A 17,707-nucleotide genomic window follows, 5' to 3' on the forward strand; every position below is an offset into this window, starting at 1 on the left:
AGTAAAAAAGCCCGGCTTGGCCGGGCTTTTTGCTGTCTGAGGCTGGCGTTTAGGCTTTTACGGTCATCTTGGCGAGCATCTTCTGTTCGCTCGGCAAGACGCCCTGCACCGAGGCGCGCGCCTTGATTCGCGCGTAATGCGCGCTCAGGTTGGGCCAGCGTTCGGCGTCGAGCTGCTCACCACCGTGTTGCATGTTAATGAGTTGGCAGGTGAGGGCCAGGTCGGCCAGGGTTAGGCTGTCGCCGGCTAGGTATTCGGCTGCCCCGAGGGTTTTCTCTAGGTAGTCGAAATGAGGCGGGAGCTGCTCATGCATTGCTTTGTGGACGGCGGCCTCGTCGCTGCTCTTGCCCATGCTTGGCTTCAAGACCCGATTGCGAAATACGGTGAAGGTGCATAGCGGTGCCAGCTCGTAATCGGCATATTTTTCCAGCCAGCGTACCTGAGCGCGTTGTGCGGCATTTTCCCCGAGCAGGCTTGGGCGTTCTGGATGTTTCTCGTCGAGGTATTGGCAAATGACGCTGGAGTCAGCGAGGGTCTGTTCGCCGTCTTTGAGTGCAGGAATGCGCGCCAGTGGGTTCAGGTCTTTAAACCAGTCGGGTTGAGCGAACGGCAGGACGATTTCAAGTTGATAGTCCAAGGCCTTTTCAGCGAGCAGCAGGCGGACTTTGCGGACGTAGGGCGACAGGGGGGCACCGTAAACAGTCAGGCTCATGTGTGGCTCTCGTTAGCAGGGCGTTAGCGCACTGGCTGCGCGCCGGAGTGGGTTAATCGTAGATGTTGTTCTTCTTCCATTCGTTCTCGCCCAGCGATTCCAAACCGGCGTCTAGTTCGCTGGGCTGCTCGGCAGCAGGTGTGCTGGTTTCCAGCACCATGGCATTGGCGCGGTCGAGCTGTTCTTGGAATTTCTTCAGGGTGGCTTGGTAAGGGGCTGGGTCAGGTTGTTTGCGCAGGTACTGTACGCCCCGCTCAAATGCTAGGCGTGCCTGGCCGGGCTGGTTCTTTTGCAAGGCTTGTTGGCCAAGGTTGCCAAAAAACTCGATATGCACCTGGGTCAGCATGTGCCGTACTTCTTTCAGCCAGTGCTTAGCATCGTTGCTGGGGATAATGCCGTCTTTGGCGCAACGGGTGAGCTGGCCATGCAGGTTCTCCAGCTGGAAACGCACATCCTTGGCCTTGGCTTCATTAATGATGGGTTGCGGCGGGTTGTTGACGGGAATCGACTCGCCCTGGGCGATCAGCTTACGCAGCTCTTCAGTGCGCGCTTTGAGGGTGCTATTGCCTTTCTCCAGCTGCAGCATGCGTTCACTGAAGTGCAGTTGCAGGCGGCTCAGCAGTAACTTCAGTGCGGGCGTCATCAGCTGGCCTGGGAGGGTTTCAGCGAGGTCGGTGCTGCGGCGCAAGCGATCATTGAGGTCGGCCTTGATGCGCGCCTTCTCCAGTTTGTTGTTCTCGACCATATGATTGATGTAGGCAATGATGATCAACAGACCGATGCCAGAAACAATCAATATGGTAATCACGAGTGGGGACATGGGTGCAGTCTCTCGATTACCGGTATTGGCCGAGTGTAGTGCCTTAGCGGTGAGGCTCATAGAGCAGCGGTGTTTTTGCAGCTGAAGTCTTTGATTTATAAAATTTTTTACATTGAGGTTGACGGGCCTGCAAAGGCTCAATAGAATGCGCGCCACTTCATAGCGCAATGCCAAACAGCAAAGCGTTTAGAAGCCGGATAGAAGTTGTAGTTTCCGGGCTGCGTCCCCTTCGTCTAGTGGCCTAGGACACCGCCCTTTCACGGCGGTAACAGGGGTTCGAGTCCCCTAGGGGACGCCACTTCTTTAAGAGGTGTGCTGCTTAAAACCAAGTTGTATGCGGGAATAGCTCAGTTGGTAGAGCACGACCTTGCCAAGGTCGGGGTCGCGAGTTCGAGTCTCGTTTCCCGCTCCAAATTAAGAAATTCTGCTCAGGCAGGGTTTCGAAAAGTTCCAGGTCCCCTTCGTCTAGTGGCCTAGGACACCGCCCTTTCACGGCGGTAACAGGGGTTCGAGTCCCCTAGGGGACGCCATTTTTGTTGTTGCTACATGCTGTAATTGCGGGAATAGCTCAGTTGGTAGAGCACGACCTTGCCAAGGTCGGGGTCGCGAGTTCGAGTCTCGTTTCCCGCTCCAAATAAACGAAAAAGCCGCTCACTGAGCGGCTTTTTTGTGTCTGTTATTTTTGCTGCGTATAAAAAAGCCCGCCGGTGATGCCGTACGGGCTTTTTGTTGCTGGTAGCGGCTTAGTGCGTGCCGCCCTGGGCAGGCATCGCTAGCAACTGCTTTTCCTGGTTCCAGTCGAAGGGCTCGTCGTTTTCTGCGGCGTAGAAGCGGCGCTCTTCAAGCGTCTGGTACATCTCGATTTCTTCATCTGGCATAAAGTGCAAGCAGTCACCGCCAAAGAACCACAGCAGGTCGCGGGGCACCAAGTGGGCGATTTGCGGGTAGCGCTGGAAGATCTGGCTGATCAGGTCCTGGCCGAGGTAGAGGCTGGCTTCGGGGTCTTCAGGTAGATCGCTGAGCAACTCATCGTAGCGCTCTAGGTACATGGCGTGGCTGTCATCGAGAATTTGCTCGGCTTCGCCCAGGGCCACCAGGATGGTGCGCAGGTGCTGGAGCAGGGCGAGGTGGTGGTCGATGTGAACGTTGGCCATGAGGCAATCCTGTAGGTAAAACGGGCGGCGCAGTATAAGCCCGGCGCCGCCCGCTGTCCTGATTGAGGTGTATCCCTAGCGCACCTTGCCAGGGCTGAGGGTCAACTCGTCCTTGGCAAAGTCATCGACATCGATCACCATACGGCGCGCCGCTTCTGCTTGTTGCAGGCTGTGTGCCTCCTCAGGGCTGAGAACGCCAGCAGCCAGCGCGGCATCAATCAGGCTTTGCCCGGGTGGCTCTTGCACCTGGCCTGCCTTGACGGCTTTGTGCAGCTTCTTCTGCAGGGGTTGTGTGTCCTGCAGCAGGTTCATCGCATATTGCAGAGCCCCCACCGGGTCCTGCTCGGCGTGTGGGCGGTAGCAGCCTTCGAGCAATTCCTCGAGTGCCGGGTCACCGCTGTTGCGACCGGTAATGGCGGCGACTTGCGCATCCAGTTCATCACTCGGACCTTTGTGGCGACGTCCCAGCGGCAATACCAACAGGCGCAGCGTGCAACCCAGCAGCTTGTTGGGGAAATTACTGAGCAGTTCTTCCAGTGCCTGTTCGGCCTTGTTCAGGCTTTCTTCCATGGCCCAGCGCAGCATCGGTTGCGAATGCTCTGGGTAGCCGAGGTCGTGGTAGCGCTTGAGCGCTGCTGAAGCCAGATAGAGGTGACTGAGTACATCACCCAAGCGCGCAGACAGGCGCTCGCGGCGTTTCAGTTCACCGCCGAGGATCATCATGCTGGTGTCCGCGAGCAGGGCAAACGAGGCTGCCAGGCGATTGAGGGCACGGAAGTAGGGGCGGCTGACGCTATCCCCTGGCACCTGGCTAAAGACGCCAAAACCCAGGCTGAGCAGTAGGCTGCTGGCGGCGTTGCTCACAGCAAAGCCGATATGTTGCAGTAGCAGCCCATCAAACTCGTGCAAGGCCTGATCTTGATCCTCATGGTTGGCCAGGGCCATTTCCTTGAGTACATAGGGATGGCAGCGAATCGCGCCTTGGCCAAAGATCATCAAGTTGCGCGAGAGAATATTCGCGCCCTCTACGGTGATGAAGATCGGCGCACCTTGCCAGGAGCGCGCCAGGTAGTTGTTCGGACCCATGATGATGCCTTTACCGCCGTGCACATCCATGGCGTGACTGATGCATTCGCGGCCGCGTTCGGTCAGGTGGTATTTGAGGATGGCCGAGAGCACAGAGGGCTTCTCGCCCAGGTCTACCGCGTTGGCGGTGAGGATGCGTGCGCTGTCCATCAACCAGGCGTTACCACCGATACGCGCCAATGCTTCCTGAATGCCTTCGAAGGCGGCCAGTGGCACGTTGAACTGCTCGCGGATCTGGCTGTACTGGCCGGTGGTCAGGCTGGTGAACTTGGCCGCCCCGGTGCCGACTGCGGGCAGGGAGATCGAGCGGCCAACGGACAGGCAGTTCATCAGCATCATCCAGCCCTTGCCGAGCATCTCCTTGCCACCAATCAGGTAATCCAGCGGGATAAACACATCCTTGCCGGCGTTCGGGCCATTCATAAAGGCAGCGCCGAGCGGCAGGTGGCGACGGCCGATTTCTACGCCCGGTGTGTCGGTGGGCACCAGGGCCAGGGTGATGCCCAGGTCTTCCTCTTTACCCAGCAGGTGCTCGGGGTCGTAGGCTTTGAATGCCAGGCCGAGCAGGGTCGCGACCGGGCCGAGGGTGATGTAGCGCTTTTCCCAATTCAGGCGCAGGCCGATGACTTCCTCACCTTGCCATTGGCCTTTGCAGATGATCCCGGTGTCCGGCATCGCGCCCGCGTCAGAACCTGCCAGTGGGCCGGTCAGGGCAAAGCAGGGGATGTCTTCGCCGCTGGCCAGGCGCGGCAGGTAATGGTCACGCTGGGCGTCGGTGCCGTAGTGCATCAGCAGTTCAGCTGGGCCGAGGGAGTTGGGCACCATCACGGTGGAGGCCAGGTCGCCGGAGCGGGTGGCCAATTTCATCGCCACTTGCGAGTGGGCGTAGGCGGAGAAGCCTTTGCCGCCATATTGCTTAGGGATGATCAGGGCAAAAAAGCCGTGTTTCTTGATATGCGCCCAGGCCTCGGCGGGCAGGTCCATTTGCTGGCCGATCTGCCAGTCACTGACCATGGCGCAGAGTTCTTCTGTCGGGCCGTCGATGAAGGCCTGTTCTTCTTCAGTGAGTTGTGCCTTGGGGTAGGCGAGCAGGGTGTCCCAATCCGGGCGGCCGCTAAACAGCTCGCCATCCCACCACACGGTGCCGGCTTCGATGGCGTCGCGTTCGGTGGCCGACATCGGCGGCAGGGTTTGCTTGAGCCACTTGAACAGTGGCGCGCTGAGCAGGCTGCGGCGTTGCTGCGGCAGCAGCAGGGGTACGGCGACGGCGAGCAGTAACAGCCACAACACAACCATCAGCCAGGTCGGTGCGTGGCTGAAGAGCCCCATCACAAGCAGAAAACCTGCCGTTATGCCCAGTGCAGGCAATGGCGCACAGCGGCGGTGAGCGAGAAAGGCCGTGCCAATTAGCAGGGCGAGCAACCAGAGAGCGAGCATGCAGAATCCTCCGTGATGATGATGTAGTTCAAGCACCATCATGAGCATAGTCGCCATGGATGGCGACAAGAGCGGTGAGCTTGGCCGAATCGTCGTGACATTGGCCGGTCTCGCGTCGCTAGACTGGTTCCTCAGCCATGGAGAAACCCCGATGCGTGAATACCTCGACCCCGGCCGCTTCATCGATAGTGACCACCCAGCGCTGGTGGAGTTCGCAGAAAAGTTCCGTGGGGCCAGTCGCGACCCGCGCGAGCAGGCCGTCAGCCTGTACTACGCCGTGCGCGATGAGGTGCGTTACAACCCTTATGTGTTCAGCCGTGATCCTGAAACCCTAAAAGCCAGCAGCGCACTGCTGGCGCGGGAAAGTTACTGCGTGCCCAAGGCCGTCTTGCTTGCCGCCTGCGCCCGGCATTGTGGTATCCCCGCGCGTATTGGCCTGGCCGATGTACGCAACCATCTGGCCACTGAGCGCCTGCTGGAAATGCTGCGCAGTGACGTCTTCGCCATGCATGGCTATACGGAGCTGTACTTGGATGGTCGCTGGGTCAAGGCCACGCCGGCGTTCAATCAGGCACTGTGTCAGCTGTTTAATGTGGCGACGCTGGAGTTTGATGGCCGCACTGATAGCGTGTTCCACCCGTTTAACCAGCAGGGTGAGCGTTACATGGAGTACCTGTGTGACCACGGGCAATTTGCCGATGTACCGGAGCAACTGTTCTTCGAGCATTTGGCGGTTTGTTACCCGCACCTGTTTAGCGAGCAGGGGGTGTCGATCGATGGGGATTTTGCTGCTGAAGTGGCTTCGTCTTGAGTGCAAACAGCTTGAGGTATCGATAGCCCTGATAGGCACCATCGCAAATGCTCGGGTTTATTCCGCCGCCGGCACTGGTAGGCTGTTGCCAGCCTCGGGCGTATCAGTATTCCCGTAAAGGGCTGCGATAGAGAGCGTCCAGGCGCTAGACTTGGGCAGCTTTGCGCTGCGTAGCGCAGCCTCCTCTTATATTTCTTCTATTTATCAGGTGCGCGCATTTTTATGAGTACCGCTCTGTCTATTCGCCAGTTGACCAAGACTTACGGCAACGGCTTTCAAGCATTACACGGCATCGATCTGGATGTGGCGGAGGGCGATTTTTTCGCCTTGCTCGGCCCCAACGGTGCCGGCAAATCCACCACCATTGGCATTCTCTCGACCCTCGTAACCAAAAGCAGTGGCACAGTGAATGTGTTTGGTCACGACCTTGATAAACAGCCCTCGGCGCTCAAGCGCTGCCTGGGTGTGGTGCCGCAGGAATTCAACTTCAACCAGTTTGAAAAGGCCTTCGACATCGTCGTGACCCAGGCCGGCTATTACGGCATCCCCGCGAAAATCGCCAAGGAGCGTGCCGAGCAATACCTCAATCAGCTCGGTCTGTGGGGTAAGCACAACGTGCCGTCGCGCGAGTTGTCTGGCGGCATGAAGCGGCGTCTGATGATTGCTCGCGCGCTGGTGCATCAGCCGCGCTTGCTGATCCTCGATGAGCCAACCGCTGGGGTCGACATCGAACTGCGCCGCTCGATGTGGAGCTTTCTCACCGAGCTGAACCAGCAGGGCATCACCATCATTCTGACCACGCATTACCTGGAAGAGGCCGAGCAGTTGTGCCGCAATATCGGCATCATCGACCACGGCCGGATTGTCGAGAACACCAGCATGAAGGACCTGCTCAAGACCCTGCATGTAGAAACCTTCCTGCTTGATCTGAAGGAGTCCTTGCTGGTGCCGCCGCAACTGGTTGGCTACGCGGCGCAGCTGCTGGACCACCACACCCTTGAGGTGCAGGTGGACAAAAGCCAGGGCATTACCGAGTTGTTCCGCCAGCTGGCCCTGCAGAACATTGAGGTGCTCAGCCTGCGCAACAAAACCAATCGCCTGGAGGAGCTGTTCGTGTCTCTGGTAGAGAAGAACCTGGCAGGAGGCGCGGCATGAGCACGACTTATCTGAACTCAGAGCTGGCCGCCAATATGGTGGCCCTGCGCACCATCGTTTACCGCGAGATTCGCCGTTTCACCCGCATCTGGCCGCAAACCCTGCTGCCGCCAGCGATCACCATGGTTTTGTACTTCGTGATCTTCGGCAACCTGATTGGTCGGCAGATCGGCGACATGGGCGGCTTCACCTACATGGAGTACATCGTGCCGGGGCTGATCATGATGTCGGTGATCACCAACTCCTACGGCAACGTGGTGTCGAGCTTCTTTGGCAGCAAGTTCCAGCGCTCCATCGAGGAGCTGATGGTCTCGCCGGTGTCGCCGCACATCATCCTCACCGGCTATGTGATCGGCGGTGTGCTGCGCGGTCTGGCGGTGGGCTTTATCGTCACCATGCTGTCGATGTTCTTCACCAAGCTGCAGGTGCATCACTTGGGCGTGACGGTGTTGGTGGTGCTGTTGACCGCGACCATCTTCTCCCTCGGTGGCTTTATCAACGCAGTGTTTGCGCGCAACTTTGATGACATTTCGATCATTCCGACCTTTGTGCTGACGCCGCTGACCTACCTGGGCGGGGTGTTCTACTCGATCAGCCTGCTGCCGCCGTTCTGGCAGACGGTATCGCTGGCCAACCCGGTGTTGCACATGGTTAACGCCTTCCGTTACGGCATTCTTGGGGTCTCGGATATCCGTATCGGTGTGGCGATCAGCTTTATGCTGGTGGCCACCGCGGTGCTTTACGGCGTGTGTATCCGTCTGCTGGTGAGTGGCCGGGGTATGCGTCAGTAGCAAGACGCAGGCGCAAATATGGGGAAACAGTTTTAACGGCTGATCTGCCCGGCTCGGCCGTTAGACTCAGCCTCTACAATAATTAGGGGTTGTATATGTTTGCTCGCGCGCCTGCTCTCTCAGTTATCGCCGCTGTAGTGTTTTCATGGGGCAGCCCGCAGGTGTCAGCCAACCCAGGACCACTGGTCGAGGTGGTCACGGTCGAGAGCAGCTTGGTGCGCGACGAGTTGGTGACCTTTGGTTCACTGCGCCCTGACGAGTCGGTGATGATCCGCCCGGAAATTGCCGGCCGCATCGCCCAGCTGCATTTTCGTGAAGGTCAGCGCATCGAGGCAGGCGCCTTGTTGGTCAGCCTGGATGATTCGATTGCCCGCGCTGAACTTGCCCAGGCACGGGCCAACCTGAACTTGGCGGAAAAGAATTTTCAGCGGGCGCAAATGCTCTTTAAGCGCGGTGCGAGCAATGCACAGGCGCTGGATGAGGCCAACGCTGAACAGCAAGCCGCGCGGGCCAGCCTGGCGCTGTCGCAGGCGCGTCTGGACAAGACCCGTATCCTCGCGCCCTACGACGGCGTACTGGGTTTGCGAGCAGTCAGCCCCGGCGATTACCTCAGCGAAGGCCAGGACATCGTCAACCTGGAAGTACTCGACCCGCTCAAGGTGGACTTTCGCATTCCACAGAAAGCCGTCAGCCAGATCCGTCTCAAGCAAACCATCGAGATCAGCCTGGATGCCTATCCGGGCGAACGCTTTAGCGGCGAGATTTTCGCCATCAATCCGCGTCTGGACGAAGCCGGACGCAGCCAGGCGATTCGTGCGCACATTGGCAACAGCGAAGGCCGTCTGAGCCCAGGGCAGTTTGTGCGGGTGTCGGTCATCCTGGCTGAACGACCGGATGCCCTGGTGATTCCCGAAGAGGCAGTGATGCCGGTCGGGGAGCGTTTGCTGGTCAACCTGGTGGTGGACGGCAAGGTCGAGCTACGTGAGGTCACGCTGGGCAAGCGTCTAAACGGTAAGGTCGAAGTGGTTAGCGGCTTGCAAGGCGGTGAAACCCTGATCAGTGCCGGCTGGCAAAAGGTGCGTGCCGGTTCGCCGGTGCGTATCAAGGCGGTGGAGCGTGCGCTATGACCCTGTCGGATATCTGTATCCGGCGGCCGGTGTTTGCCACCGTGCTGTCGCTGATTGTGGTGTTGCTCGGGTTAATGGCCTACGACCGCTTGGCGGTGCGTGAGTATCCGAATATCGATGTGCCGATTGTCACGGTTAACGTCAGCTATCCGGGGGCCAGCCCGGAAATCATGGAGTCTCAGGTCGCCCAGCCGATCGAGGACGTGTTATCGGGGATCGACGGGCTGGACTTTGTCAGCTCCATCAGCCGTTCGGAAAACACCCAGATCACTGCGCAGTTCCGCCTGGGCAGTAACTCCGATGAAGCCGCCAACGATGTGCGTGACCGCCTGGGTCGGGTGCGCGGACTGCTGCCGGATGAAATTGCCGAACCCATCGTGCAGAAGGTCGAGGCGGATGCCCAGCCGGTGATCTGGATCGCTTTCTACAGCGAACGCTACAGCGCCATGGAGATCACCGACGTGCTGGAGCGGGTGATCAAGGATCGCTTGCAGACTATTCCCGGCGTCTCCGAAGTGCAGATTCGTGGCGCGCGCACCTTCGCCATGCGTATCTGGCTTGACCCAGAGAAGCTCGCGGCGCACAACCTCACCGTACAGGACGTGGAAGACGCCCTGCGCCGACAGAACGTGGAAATTCCGGCTGGGCGCATCGAGTCGCAGCAGCGCGAATTCACCGTGCTCTCGGAAACCGACATGAACACCCCGGAGCAGTTTAATCAGCTGATTCTCGACGACTCACGCGGCTACCTGCTACGCCTGGCGGATGTCGGCTATGCCGAAATTGGCGCGCAGGATGAGCGCAGCATCGTCCGTTACAAAGGCCAGCCGGCGGTGTCGATGGGCATGATCAAACAGGCCACGGCCAACCCGCTGGACATCTCCGATGGGTTAACGGCCGCCATGGATGATGTGCGTGCGCTGCTGCCTGAAGGTATGGAAATGGCGGTGGCCAACGACAACTCGCTGTTTATCCGCGAGTCGATCGACAACGTGTTCATCACCATCTGGGAAGCGGTTGGGCTGGTCATCCTGATCATCTTTATCTTCCTGCGCTCGCTGCGTGCCACCATCATTCCGCTGGTGACTATTCCGGTGTCGCTGATCGGTGCGTTCGCCCTGATGTCACTGATGGGCTTCACCATCAACACTCTGACGCTGTTGGCCATGGTGCTGGCCATCGGCCTGGTGGTGGACGATGCCATCGTCATGCTGGAGAACATCCACCGGCATATCGAAGAGGGCATGCAGCCGCTGCAGGCGGCGCTCAAGGGTAGCCGTGAGATCGCCTTTGCGGTGATCGCCATGACCCTGACCCTGGCAGCGGTATTCGCGCCCATCGGCTTTATGCAGGGCACCACCGGCAAGCTGTTTACCGAGTTCGCCTGGACACTGGCCGGCGCGGTGCTGGTCTCGGGCTTTGTGGCCCTGACCCTAACGCCAATGATGTGCGCGCTATTGCTTAAGCCGCACCAGGCCGGTGAGCGGCATAACCGCCTATACAACCTGATCGAGAATTTCCTCAACAACCTGACCTACAGCTACAAACACCTGCTGGCCAAGGCGCTGAGTGCCTGGGTGCTGGTGGTCGGAGTCTTGCTGCTCACCGTGGTGGCCTGCGTGTTGCTGTTCTCTGGGCTTAAGTCCGAGCTGGCGCCAACCGAGGACACCGGCACGATAATTGGTGTGTTCAATGGCCCGGACGGCGCCACCATCAATTACACCGGGCGTTATGCCAAGGAGATTGAGGATGCCTACGCCAGCATCGCGGAAACCAACCGCTATCTGGTCGTGGCAGGCTTTCCCACCGTGGCCCAGGGCATTTCCTTTATGAAGCTGGAGGACTGGGCTGATCGCTCGCGCAGCCAGTTTGAAATCCGGAACGAGCTGTTGCCCAAGCTGCAGGACATCGCCGGGGTGCGTGCCTTCCCGGTCAACCGGCCGCCGCTTGGGCAAAGCGCGCGTAACCAGCCGGTGAACTTCGTGATTCGCTCGTCGATGGAGTACAGCGAGCTGCAGGGTTATGTCGATGAATTGCTTAATTCGCTACGCGAATATCCGGGGCTGGAAAGCCTGGACAGCGATCTCAAGCTCAACGCGCCGCAGCTCAAGGTAGCGGTCAATCGCGAGCAGGCGGTGGCGGTGGGTACTGACGTGGCAACGATTGGCCGCAGCCTGGAAAGCCTGTTCGGCAGCCGTCAGGTGACGCGCTTCAAGCAGAACGGCGAGCAGTACGACGTGCTGGTGCAGTTGCAGGGCGTGGACCGCAGCAACCCGCAGGATCTCGACCGCGTCTATGTGCGTGGACGTGACGACAGCATGGTGCAGTTGTCCAACCTGATCGAGGTGCGCGAAACCGTGGCGCCGCGCGAGCTCAACCACTTCAACCAACTGCGTGCGGTGACGGTGAGTGCCAACGTCGGCAGCGGCTACACCCTCGGCGAAGCCCTGGCGCACCTGGAAAACACTGCACGCACGGTGTTCCCAGCCGAGACCCAGTACGACTACACCGGCACCTCGCGCGACTTTAAGGAATCCAGCGCCGGAATTGCGCTGATCTTCGCCCTGGCCCTGGCGTTTATCTTCCTGGTGCTGGCGGCGCAGTTTGAGAGCTTCAGCGACCCGTTGATCATTCTGTTCAGCGTACCGTTGTCGATGGCCGGGGCTTTGCTGGCGCTGACCCTGTTCGGCGGCACCTTGAATATCTACTCGCAAATTGGTCTGGTCACGTTGATTGGCCTGATCACCAAGCACGGCATCCTCATTGTCGAGTTCGCCAACGTGTTGCTCCGTCAGGGCCATGAAGTGCGCAGTGCGGTGATCGAGGCGTCGGTGGCGCGTCTGCGACCGATCCTGATGACCACCGGGGCGATGGTGCTCGGTTCGCTGCCATTGGCGATTGCCACGGGCGCGGGTGCGGAAAGTCGCCAGCAAATCGGCATGGTGATTGTCGGCGGCCTGCTGGTTGGCACCTTCTTTACCCTGTTTGTAATCCCGACCCTGTACATGCTGCTGCGTCGTTGGCAGCCGATTAAACCGCACGATGAGGGCATGACAGCAGCCTAGGCTGGGGTGACCGGCGCGTTGCGTTAAGCAACGCGCTATCATCGGCGTTTGCACCGCTAACCCTCCTACGTAAGCGTATTAATTGGGATGTGTTATGTACCAACTTAACGATTTGCTGCACCTGATGGCCCGTCTGCGCGATCCGCAGCATGGGTGCCCGTGGGACCTCAAACAGAGTTACGCGACCATCGTGCCGCACACGATTGAGGAAGCCTATGAGGTGGCCGACGCCATTGAACGTGGCGACTTTGACCATCTGCCGGGTGAGTTGGGCGACCTGCTGTTTCAGGTGGTGTATTACAGCCAGCTGGCGCGCGAGGAAGGGCGTTTCGAGTTTGCCCAGGTGGTCGACGGCATTACCCGCAAACTGCTGCGCCGTCACCCGCATGTATTCCCTGATGGCGATCTGTATGGCGCGCCGGATGTCGCCAAGCTCGAAGAGGCCGCCGTCAAGCAGCGCTGGGAAGAACTCAAAGCCGAAGAACGCGCCGAGAAAGCCGCTGTGCCTGAACAGCTTTCGTTGCTGGATGATGTGCCCACCGCGCTGCCGTCGCTGAGCCGGGCGATCAAATTACAAAAGCGTGCCGCTCAGGTCGGGTTTGACTGGCCAGAAGCCCTGCCGGTGGTCGACAAGGTGCGCGAAGAGTTGGATGAAGTGCTGGAGGCCATGAGCGAGAACGATCCCGAGGCCATTAGCGAGGAGATCGGCGATTTGCTGTTTGTGGTCAGTAACCTGGCGCGGCACCTCAAGGTTGACCCGGAAACGGCCCTGCGCGCGGCCAATGGCAAGTTCGAGCGGCGCTTTCGTTTTATCGAGCAGAGCTTGCGCGAGCAGGGGCGGGCTATGCAAGATTGCGCCCTGGATGAATTGGATGCGCTGTGGGGCGAAGCCAAAAAACTCGAAAAGCTCACCCCAAGTTGCTGAGCCCTAGGGTGGATGACGTTCTTTTCATCCACCACTGCCAGGGACACGGTGGATGGGTGAAGCGTCATCCACCCTACGAATAACGCATTACGATTACGCTGGGTACGCCCATTCAATATTGATGGTTGGAAAGGTAGGTTATGGCTCTCTCACTACGCGATCAGTTGCTTAAAGCCGGGCTGGTCAACGAAAAGCAGGCCAAGCAGGCCAGCAAGGAAAAACAGAAGAAGCAGCGTCTGGAGCAGAAAGGCCATATCGAGAAGGACGAGTCGCAAAAGCTCGCCGCTCAACAGGCCATGGCCGAAAAGGCGGCGCGTGATCAAGAGCTCAATCGCCAGCAGCAGGAGAAGGTCGAGCAGAAGGCCCGCGCCGCGCAAATCAAGCAGTTGATCGAGGTGTCACGCCTGCCCAAGCTGACCACCGAGGATTACTACAACTTCGTTGACGACAAAAAGGTCAAGCGCCTGTCGGTCAACACGCTGATGCGCAACAAACTCAGCAGCGGCTCGCTGGCCATCGTGCGCCACGGCGGCGGTTATGAAGTGATCCCGCGTGAGGCGGCGCTGAAGATTCAAGAGCGCGACGCGCAACGTGTGGTGCTGCTCAACACCCCAACCGAAGCCCCGGATGCCGATGATCCGTACGCGGCGTATCAGGTGCCGGACGACCTGATGTGGTGAATGGCTAAGCGGGCCGAGCACCAGTCGGCCCTGCTTGTCGAAATCCGCGCAATAAAAAGCCGAGCATTAAGCTCGGCTTTTTATTGCGCTCTGTCTCAGTCCTGGCGGCCTTCAACGGCTCTGCCGTCAACGTTGCCTTCTTTGAGCATGATCTGGTATTCCTTGCCGTCTTTTTCGACCTGATGCAGGCGGACCAGCAGGAACTCCCAGTCTTTGGCGAACCAGAGGATGGTCTTGCGGCTGCTCTGGGTCGGGTCACGCACGCGCTCGACCTTGATCGCATCGATCAGCCCGGCCTTGGTACGCACTACTTCCTCACCCAACACGCGGAAGTCATACGTCTCCACTTCGTCGCCATCGACCACCTGATAGCTCATGCTTTTCTTGCCGGCGGCCACGTCGTATTGCAAGGCCAGTTGGTAGGTCGATTTGTCCAACAGGCCGCGGTTCAGTGGCAAACGTACTGGGGTGTCGCGGTCACTGCCGATGACTTGCTTGGCCTCCCAGTCAAAGTCCTGCTCAATTTTCTTGGCTTTGCCCAGGCCGCCGCGCTGATACAAATAGGTCTGGGGTAGGAAGGTGGTGTTATCCACGCGCAGAGTGCTTTCTTCGGTCAGGCTGGCGACCAGCATGGAGGCTTCAAAATTGAGCTTCCAAACGCCATTGTCCAGCGCTTGCAGGCTGCGCTCGGCGCTGCCGCTGACGGGCAGTTGCTTCCAGTCGGCGGTGTAGCTAGCGGAGAAGGGTTTTAGCTCAACGGCGAATGCCGGCAGGCTCAGTAGTGTTAGTGCGAACAGTAAGGCGCGACCCATGGTGTCTCCTGTTTACGTTCGAATAAGGTATCCGGTGCTCGGTAACAGTTGCTCGTCCAACATCGCCCCTTGCGCCGTTAGGTGCAAGCGGCCTTCGGCAAACCAGCGGACTGCCATCGGGTAAATTACATGTTCTTGCTGGTGCACGCGCTGCGCCAGACTGCTTTGTGTGTCATCTGGCTCCACCGTGACCACAGCCTGTACGACCAGTGGTCCGCCATCGAGTTCCTCGCTGACGAAGTGCACGCTGCAACCGTGCTCGCTGTCACCGGCTTCCAGTGCCCGTTGATGGGTATGCAAGCCTTTGTATTTGGGCAGCAGAGACGGGTGGATATTCAGCAGGCGTCCCGCGTAATGGCGGACAAAAGTCGGGGTGAGAATACGCATAAAACCAGCCAACACCACCAGCTGCGGATCGTAGCTGTCGATCGCCTCGACCAGTGCAGCGTCGAAGGCCTCGCGGCCCTCGAACTGTTTGTGGTCGAGTACCACGGTGGCGATGCCGGCGGCCTGTGCACGTTGCAAACCATAGGCATCAGCGCGGTTACAGACCACCGCGCTGATCCGGACCGAACTGCGCGTGGACGCGTCAGCGTCGGCCTGGATGCTGTCAATCAGCGCCTGCAGGTTACTGCCGGAGCCTGAGATCAGCACCACCACATTGCACGGTGCCGGCATTAGTGCTGTTTCAGGTTGTTCAGCACGACCTGAGCAGCGCCTTCAGCCGCTTGGTTGATCTGGCCGATCACCCACGGCTGCTCGCCAGCGGCGGTCAGGGTTTGCAGGGTGATTTCGACTTGATCCTGCGCTACGCAGATGACCATGCCGACGCCGCAGTTAAGTACGCGGTGCATCTCGTGCTCATCCACGTTGCCTTTTTCTTGCAGCCAGTCGAATACCGCTGGGCGCGTCCAGCTGGCCACGTCGACCACCGCTTGTGCGCCTTTTGGCAGTACGCGCGGGATATTGTCGAGCAGGCCGCCGCCGGTGATGTGGGCCATGGCTTTAACCGCGCCGGTGTCTTTGATCAATTTGAGCAGCGGCTTGACGTAGATACGCGTCGGCGCCATCAGCAAATCGGCCAGCGGCTTGCCATCAACCTCAGTGGCTTCGATTTCGGTGCCGGAGACTTCGATGATCTTGCGGATCAGCGAGTAACCGTTGGAGTGCGGACCGGAGGACGGCAGGGCGATCAGGGCGTCACCGTTGGCGACTTTCGAGCCGTCGATGATCTCGGCTTTTTCAACTACACCGACGCAGAAACCGGCCAGGTCGTAGTCTTCGCCTTCATACATACCCGGCATTTCAGCCGTTTCACCGCCAACCAGGGAGCAACCGGCCAGTTCGCAGCCCGCGCCGATGCCGGTCACTACGGTGGCCGCTACGTCAACGTTGAGCTTGCCGGTGGCGTAATAGTCGAGGAAGAACAGCGGCTCGGCACCGCAGACCACCAGGTCGTTGACGCACATGGCGACCAGGTCTTGGCCGATGCTGTCGTGCTTGTTCAGGTTCAGTGCCAGGCGCAGCTTGGTGCCGACGCCGTCGGTGCCGGAGACCAGTACAGGCTGCTTGTAGCCAGCCGGGATCTCGCACAGCGCGCCGAAGCCGCCCAGCCCACCCATGACTTCCGGACGTGCGGTGCGCTTGGCCACGCCTTTGATGCGTTCAACCAGGGCTTCGCCCGCGTCGATATCTACACCTGCGTCCTTGTAGCTGATGGAGGGTTGCTTGCTCATAGATCCAGGCCTTTAGGGAAAGTTCGGATAGGCGCCGCCAGGTAGGTTGGCGGTCTGCGAAGGCGCGCGATTTTATCAGGCTTACCCGGCAGCGGCCAGCCGCCACCGTTGCGGGTGTTAGGCGCGCTGTTTAAGGTGACCGCGTGTGCACAATCTGCTCGCTGCGGGCCATGCGCCGCTTAAAATGGCTTTGGAATGCCCTTTAACAGCCCCTAAACTCGTGACACTGTGCTGTTTTCGCCCGCCTTGCGTGCGAGCGCTGGTCGAAACTGTTGTTAAATCTGCCCGGTAAGCCACTTTCCGTCCGTCGAGAATCCACCCATGCGTTTGACCGCTCGCCTGCTTCTTGCCTGTTTGACACTGTCTGGCCTGCCAGCCTTGGCCGCCCCCGTGAGTGATCTGTACCAAGTCCGCGAGGCGGTCAGCAGCCAGCAGCCAGAGGAGCGCGCGGCTGCTCTGGGCCGTGCTCTGGATACTCTGGTGCTGCGTTTGACCGGCAAAACTGATGCCGCGCAGAGCCCAGCACTGGCGGCGCTGCGCAAGGACCCGCAACAGATTGTCAGCCAATATGGTTATGAAGGTGACACCTTGCTGGTCGACTTTGACCCTCACAGTACCGGGCGCAGCCTGCGTCAGGCGGGGCTGGCGTTGTGGGGCGCGAATCGTCCAAGCATCCTGCTCTGGTGGTTGAGTGATGCCAGCGATGGCAGCCGCCTGCTTGGCGATGGCCAGGCCGCTGCTGCAATGTTTAATCAGGCCGCACAACACCGTGGCCTGCCACTGCGCCTGCCGTTGGCCGACCTCTCCGAGCAACTCCTGGCCGTACCGGAAAACCTTGCCAGCAATGACCCTACTGCCTTGCGTGAAGCGTCCGAGCGCTACGCTGCCGATGCTTTATTGGCGGTTGTCGCACGTGAAGCAAACGGCCAGTGGCAAGCCGAATGGCGGCTATGGCTGGGTGACGAGCGTGAGCAGGGCAAGGTTCAGGGGGCTGATCAGGCCGCGCTGGCAGACGCTATCCTGTTGGCGGTTAATCAGCGTCTAGCGCCGCGTTTTATTGTCGCCCCCGGCGCTACCAGTCGTTTGACGGTAGAAGTGCAGGGCGTTGATCTGGCGCGTTACGCCGAATTGCAGCGCATGCTTGAGCCATTCGCCGCGCAACTGCTCAAGGTACAGGGCGACACGCTGACCTTCGCGGTCAATGCCAATGTCGAGCAATTGCGTGCACAGCTGGGCCTGGCGCAGTTGCAGGAGGTGCCGGCCGAGGTGGCGGTGGTCGATACCGAGCAGGCGGTTACGCCGCCCGCCACAGGTGCTGAGCCTGCACTGCCAGCGCCGCCGCGTGACCCTGTATTAAGGTTTCGCTGGTAGGCTACGGCAGTCGCACACACCCTGA

At 59.5% G+C, this 17,707-nt stretch carries 15 protein-coding genes and 4 tRNA genes; 12 read left to right on the top strand and 7 right to left on the bottom strand.

Annotation, left to right across the window (positions count from 1 at the left end):
* Positions 1-49: 49 nt before the first annotated feature.
* Complete coding sequence (locus SOP97_RS15405) at positions 50-712, bottom strand: glutathione S-transferase family protein (RefSeq protein WP_322950013.1); 663 nt, start codon at positions 710-712, stop codon at positions 50-52.
* A 52-nt stretch (positions 713-764) separates the two neighbouring features.
* Positions 765-1,532 carry a hypothetical protein gene (locus SOP97_RS15410; RefSeq protein ID WP_274089523.1) on the bottom strand — a complete coding sequence of 256 codons (768 nt, stop codon included), beginning with the start codon at positions 1,530-1,532 and terminating at the stop codon, positions 765-767.
* Between the two features lie 222 nt (positions 1,533-1,754).
* Between SOP97_RS15410 and SOP97_RS15415 the strand changes: the two genes are divergently transcribed.
* From SOP97_RS15415 to SOP97_RS15430, 4 genes are all read left to right on the top strand, one after another.
* A tRNA-Glu gene (locus SOP97_RS15415) sits at positions 1,755-1,830 on the top strand.
* A gap of 38 nt (positions 1,831-1,868) precedes the next feature.
* Positions 1,869-1,944: transfer RNA gene (locus tag SOP97_RS15420), tRNA-Gly, on the top strand.
* A 42-nt stretch (positions 1,945-1,986) separates the two neighbouring features.
* Positions 1,987-2,062 (top strand) — tRNA-Glu (locus SOP97_RS15425).
* A 27-nt stretch (positions 2,063-2,089) separates the two neighbouring features.
* Positions 2,090-2,165: transfer RNA gene (locus SOP97_RS15430), tRNA-Gly, on the top strand.
* Positions 2,166-2,275: 110 nt separating this feature from the next.
* Here SOP97_RS15430 and SOP97_RS15435 read toward each other — a convergent pair.
* The gene (locus SOP97_RS15435) at positions 2,276-2,686 is read right to left on the bottom strand and encodes a PA2817 family protein (RefSeq protein ID WP_322950016.1); all 411 of its coding nucleotides are present in this window, start codon (positions 2,684-2,686) and stop codon (positions 2,276-2,278) included.
* Between the two features lie 75 nt (positions 2,687-2,761).
* Entirely contained in the window at positions 2,762-5,209 is a 2,448-nt protein-coding gene (locus tag SOP97_RS15440; RefSeq protein WP_322950017.1) for an acyl-CoA dehydrogenase, read from the bottom strand.
* Between the two features lie 151 nt (positions 5,210-5,360).
* On the opposite strand from SOP97_RS15440, the gene SOP97_RS15445 reads away from it, so the two are divergent.
* The 7 genes from SOP97_RS15445 to SOP97_RS15475 all read left to right on the top strand — a co-directional run bounded on the left by SOP97_RS15445 (position 5,361) and on the right by SOP97_RS15475 (position 13,763).
* Complete coding sequence (locus SOP97_RS15445) at positions 5,361-6,020, top strand: transglutaminase-like domain-containing protein (RefSeq protein ID WP_322950049.1); 660 nt, start codon at positions 5,361-5,363, stop codon at positions 6,018-6,020.
* A gap of 222 nt (positions 6,021-6,242) precedes the next feature.
* The gene (locus tag SOP97_RS15450; protein ID WP_274089527.1) at positions 6,243-7,175 is read left to right on the top strand and encodes an ABC transporter ATP-binding protein; all 933 of its coding nucleotides are present in this window, start codon (positions 6,243-6,245) and stop codon (positions 7,173-7,175) included.
* Positions 7,176-7,186: 11 nt separating this feature from the next.
* The gene (locus SOP97_RS15455) at positions 7,187-7,966 is read left to right on the top strand and encodes an ABC transporter permease (RefSeq protein ID WP_322950050.1); all 780 of its coding nucleotides are present in this window, start codon (positions 7,187-7,189) and stop codon (positions 7,964-7,966) included.
* Between the two features lie 95 nt (positions 7,967-8,061).
* Entirely contained in the window at positions 8,062-9,093 is a 1,032-nt protein-coding gene (locus SOP97_RS15460; protein ID WP_322950019.1) for an efflux RND transporter periplasmic adaptor subunit, read from the top strand.
* Positions 9,090-12,158, top strand: coding sequence for an efflux RND transporter permease subunit (locus tag SOP97_RS15465; RefSeq protein ID WP_322950020.1), 3,069 nt, complete (start codon positions 9,090-9,092; stop codon positions 12,156-12,158). The genes SOP97_RS15460 and SOP97_RS15465 overlap by 4 nt, the downstream gene beginning before the upstream one ends.
* A 94-nt stretch (positions 12,159-12,252) precedes the next feature.
* Positions 12,253-13,083: a nucleoside triphosphate pyrophosphohydrolase gene (mazG, locus tag SOP97_RS15470; RefSeq protein ID WP_274089530.1), complete on the top strand. Its 831-nt coding sequence runs from the start codon at positions 12,253-12,255 to the stop codon at positions 13,081-13,083.
* 140 nt (positions 13,084-13,223) lie between these two features.
* Complete coding sequence (locus SOP97_RS15475; protein ID WP_322950021.1) at positions 13,224-13,763, top strand: DUF2058 domain-containing protein; 540 nt, start codon at positions 13,224-13,226, stop codon at positions 13,761-13,763.
* Between the two features lie 95 nt (positions 13,764-13,858).
* Here SOP97_RS15475 and SOP97_RS15480 read toward each other — a convergent pair whose 3' ends face one another.
* The 3 genes from SOP97_RS15480 to purM are packed head-to-tail and all read right to left on the bottom strand — an operon-like array spanning position 13,859 to position 16,311.
* Positions 13,859-14,575, bottom strand: a complete 717-nt coding sequence (locus SOP97_RS15480; protein ID WP_322950022.1) for a DUF3108 domain-containing protein — start codon at positions 14,573-14,575, stop codon at positions 13,859-13,861.
* Positions 14,576-14,587: 12 nt separating this feature from the next.
* On the bottom strand, positions 14,588-15,253 hold the full coding sequence (gene purN / locus SOP97_RS15485) for a phosphoribosylglycinamide formyltransferase (RefSeq protein WP_322950024.1): 666 nt from the start codon (positions 15,251-15,253) through the stop codon (positions 14,588-14,590).
* Positions 15,253-16,311, bottom strand: coding sequence for a phosphoribosylformylglycinamidine cyclo-ligase (purM, locus tag SOP97_RS15490; protein ID WP_322950026.1), 1,059 nt, complete (start codon positions 16,309-16,311; stop codon positions 15,253-15,255). The genes purN and purM overlap by 1 nt, the downstream gene beginning before the upstream one ends.
* A 321-nt stretch (positions 16,312-16,632) precedes the next feature.
* Here purM and SOP97_RS15495 point away from each other — a divergent pair, with 321 nt between their 5' ends.
* On the top strand, positions 16,633-17,682 hold the full coding sequence (locus tag SOP97_RS15495; protein WP_322950028.1) for a DUF2066 domain-containing protein: 1,050 nt from the start codon (positions 16,633-16,635) through the stop codon (positions 17,680-17,682).
* Positions 17,683-17,707 lie beyond the last annotated feature (25 nt).

It is taken from the genome of Pseudomonas spirodelae, assembly GCF_034653255.1.
In the GTDB taxonomy this organism is placed as follows: Bacteria; Pseudomonadota; Gammaproteobacteria; order Pseudomonadales; family Pseudomonadaceae; genus Aquipseudomonas; species Aquipseudomonas spirodelae.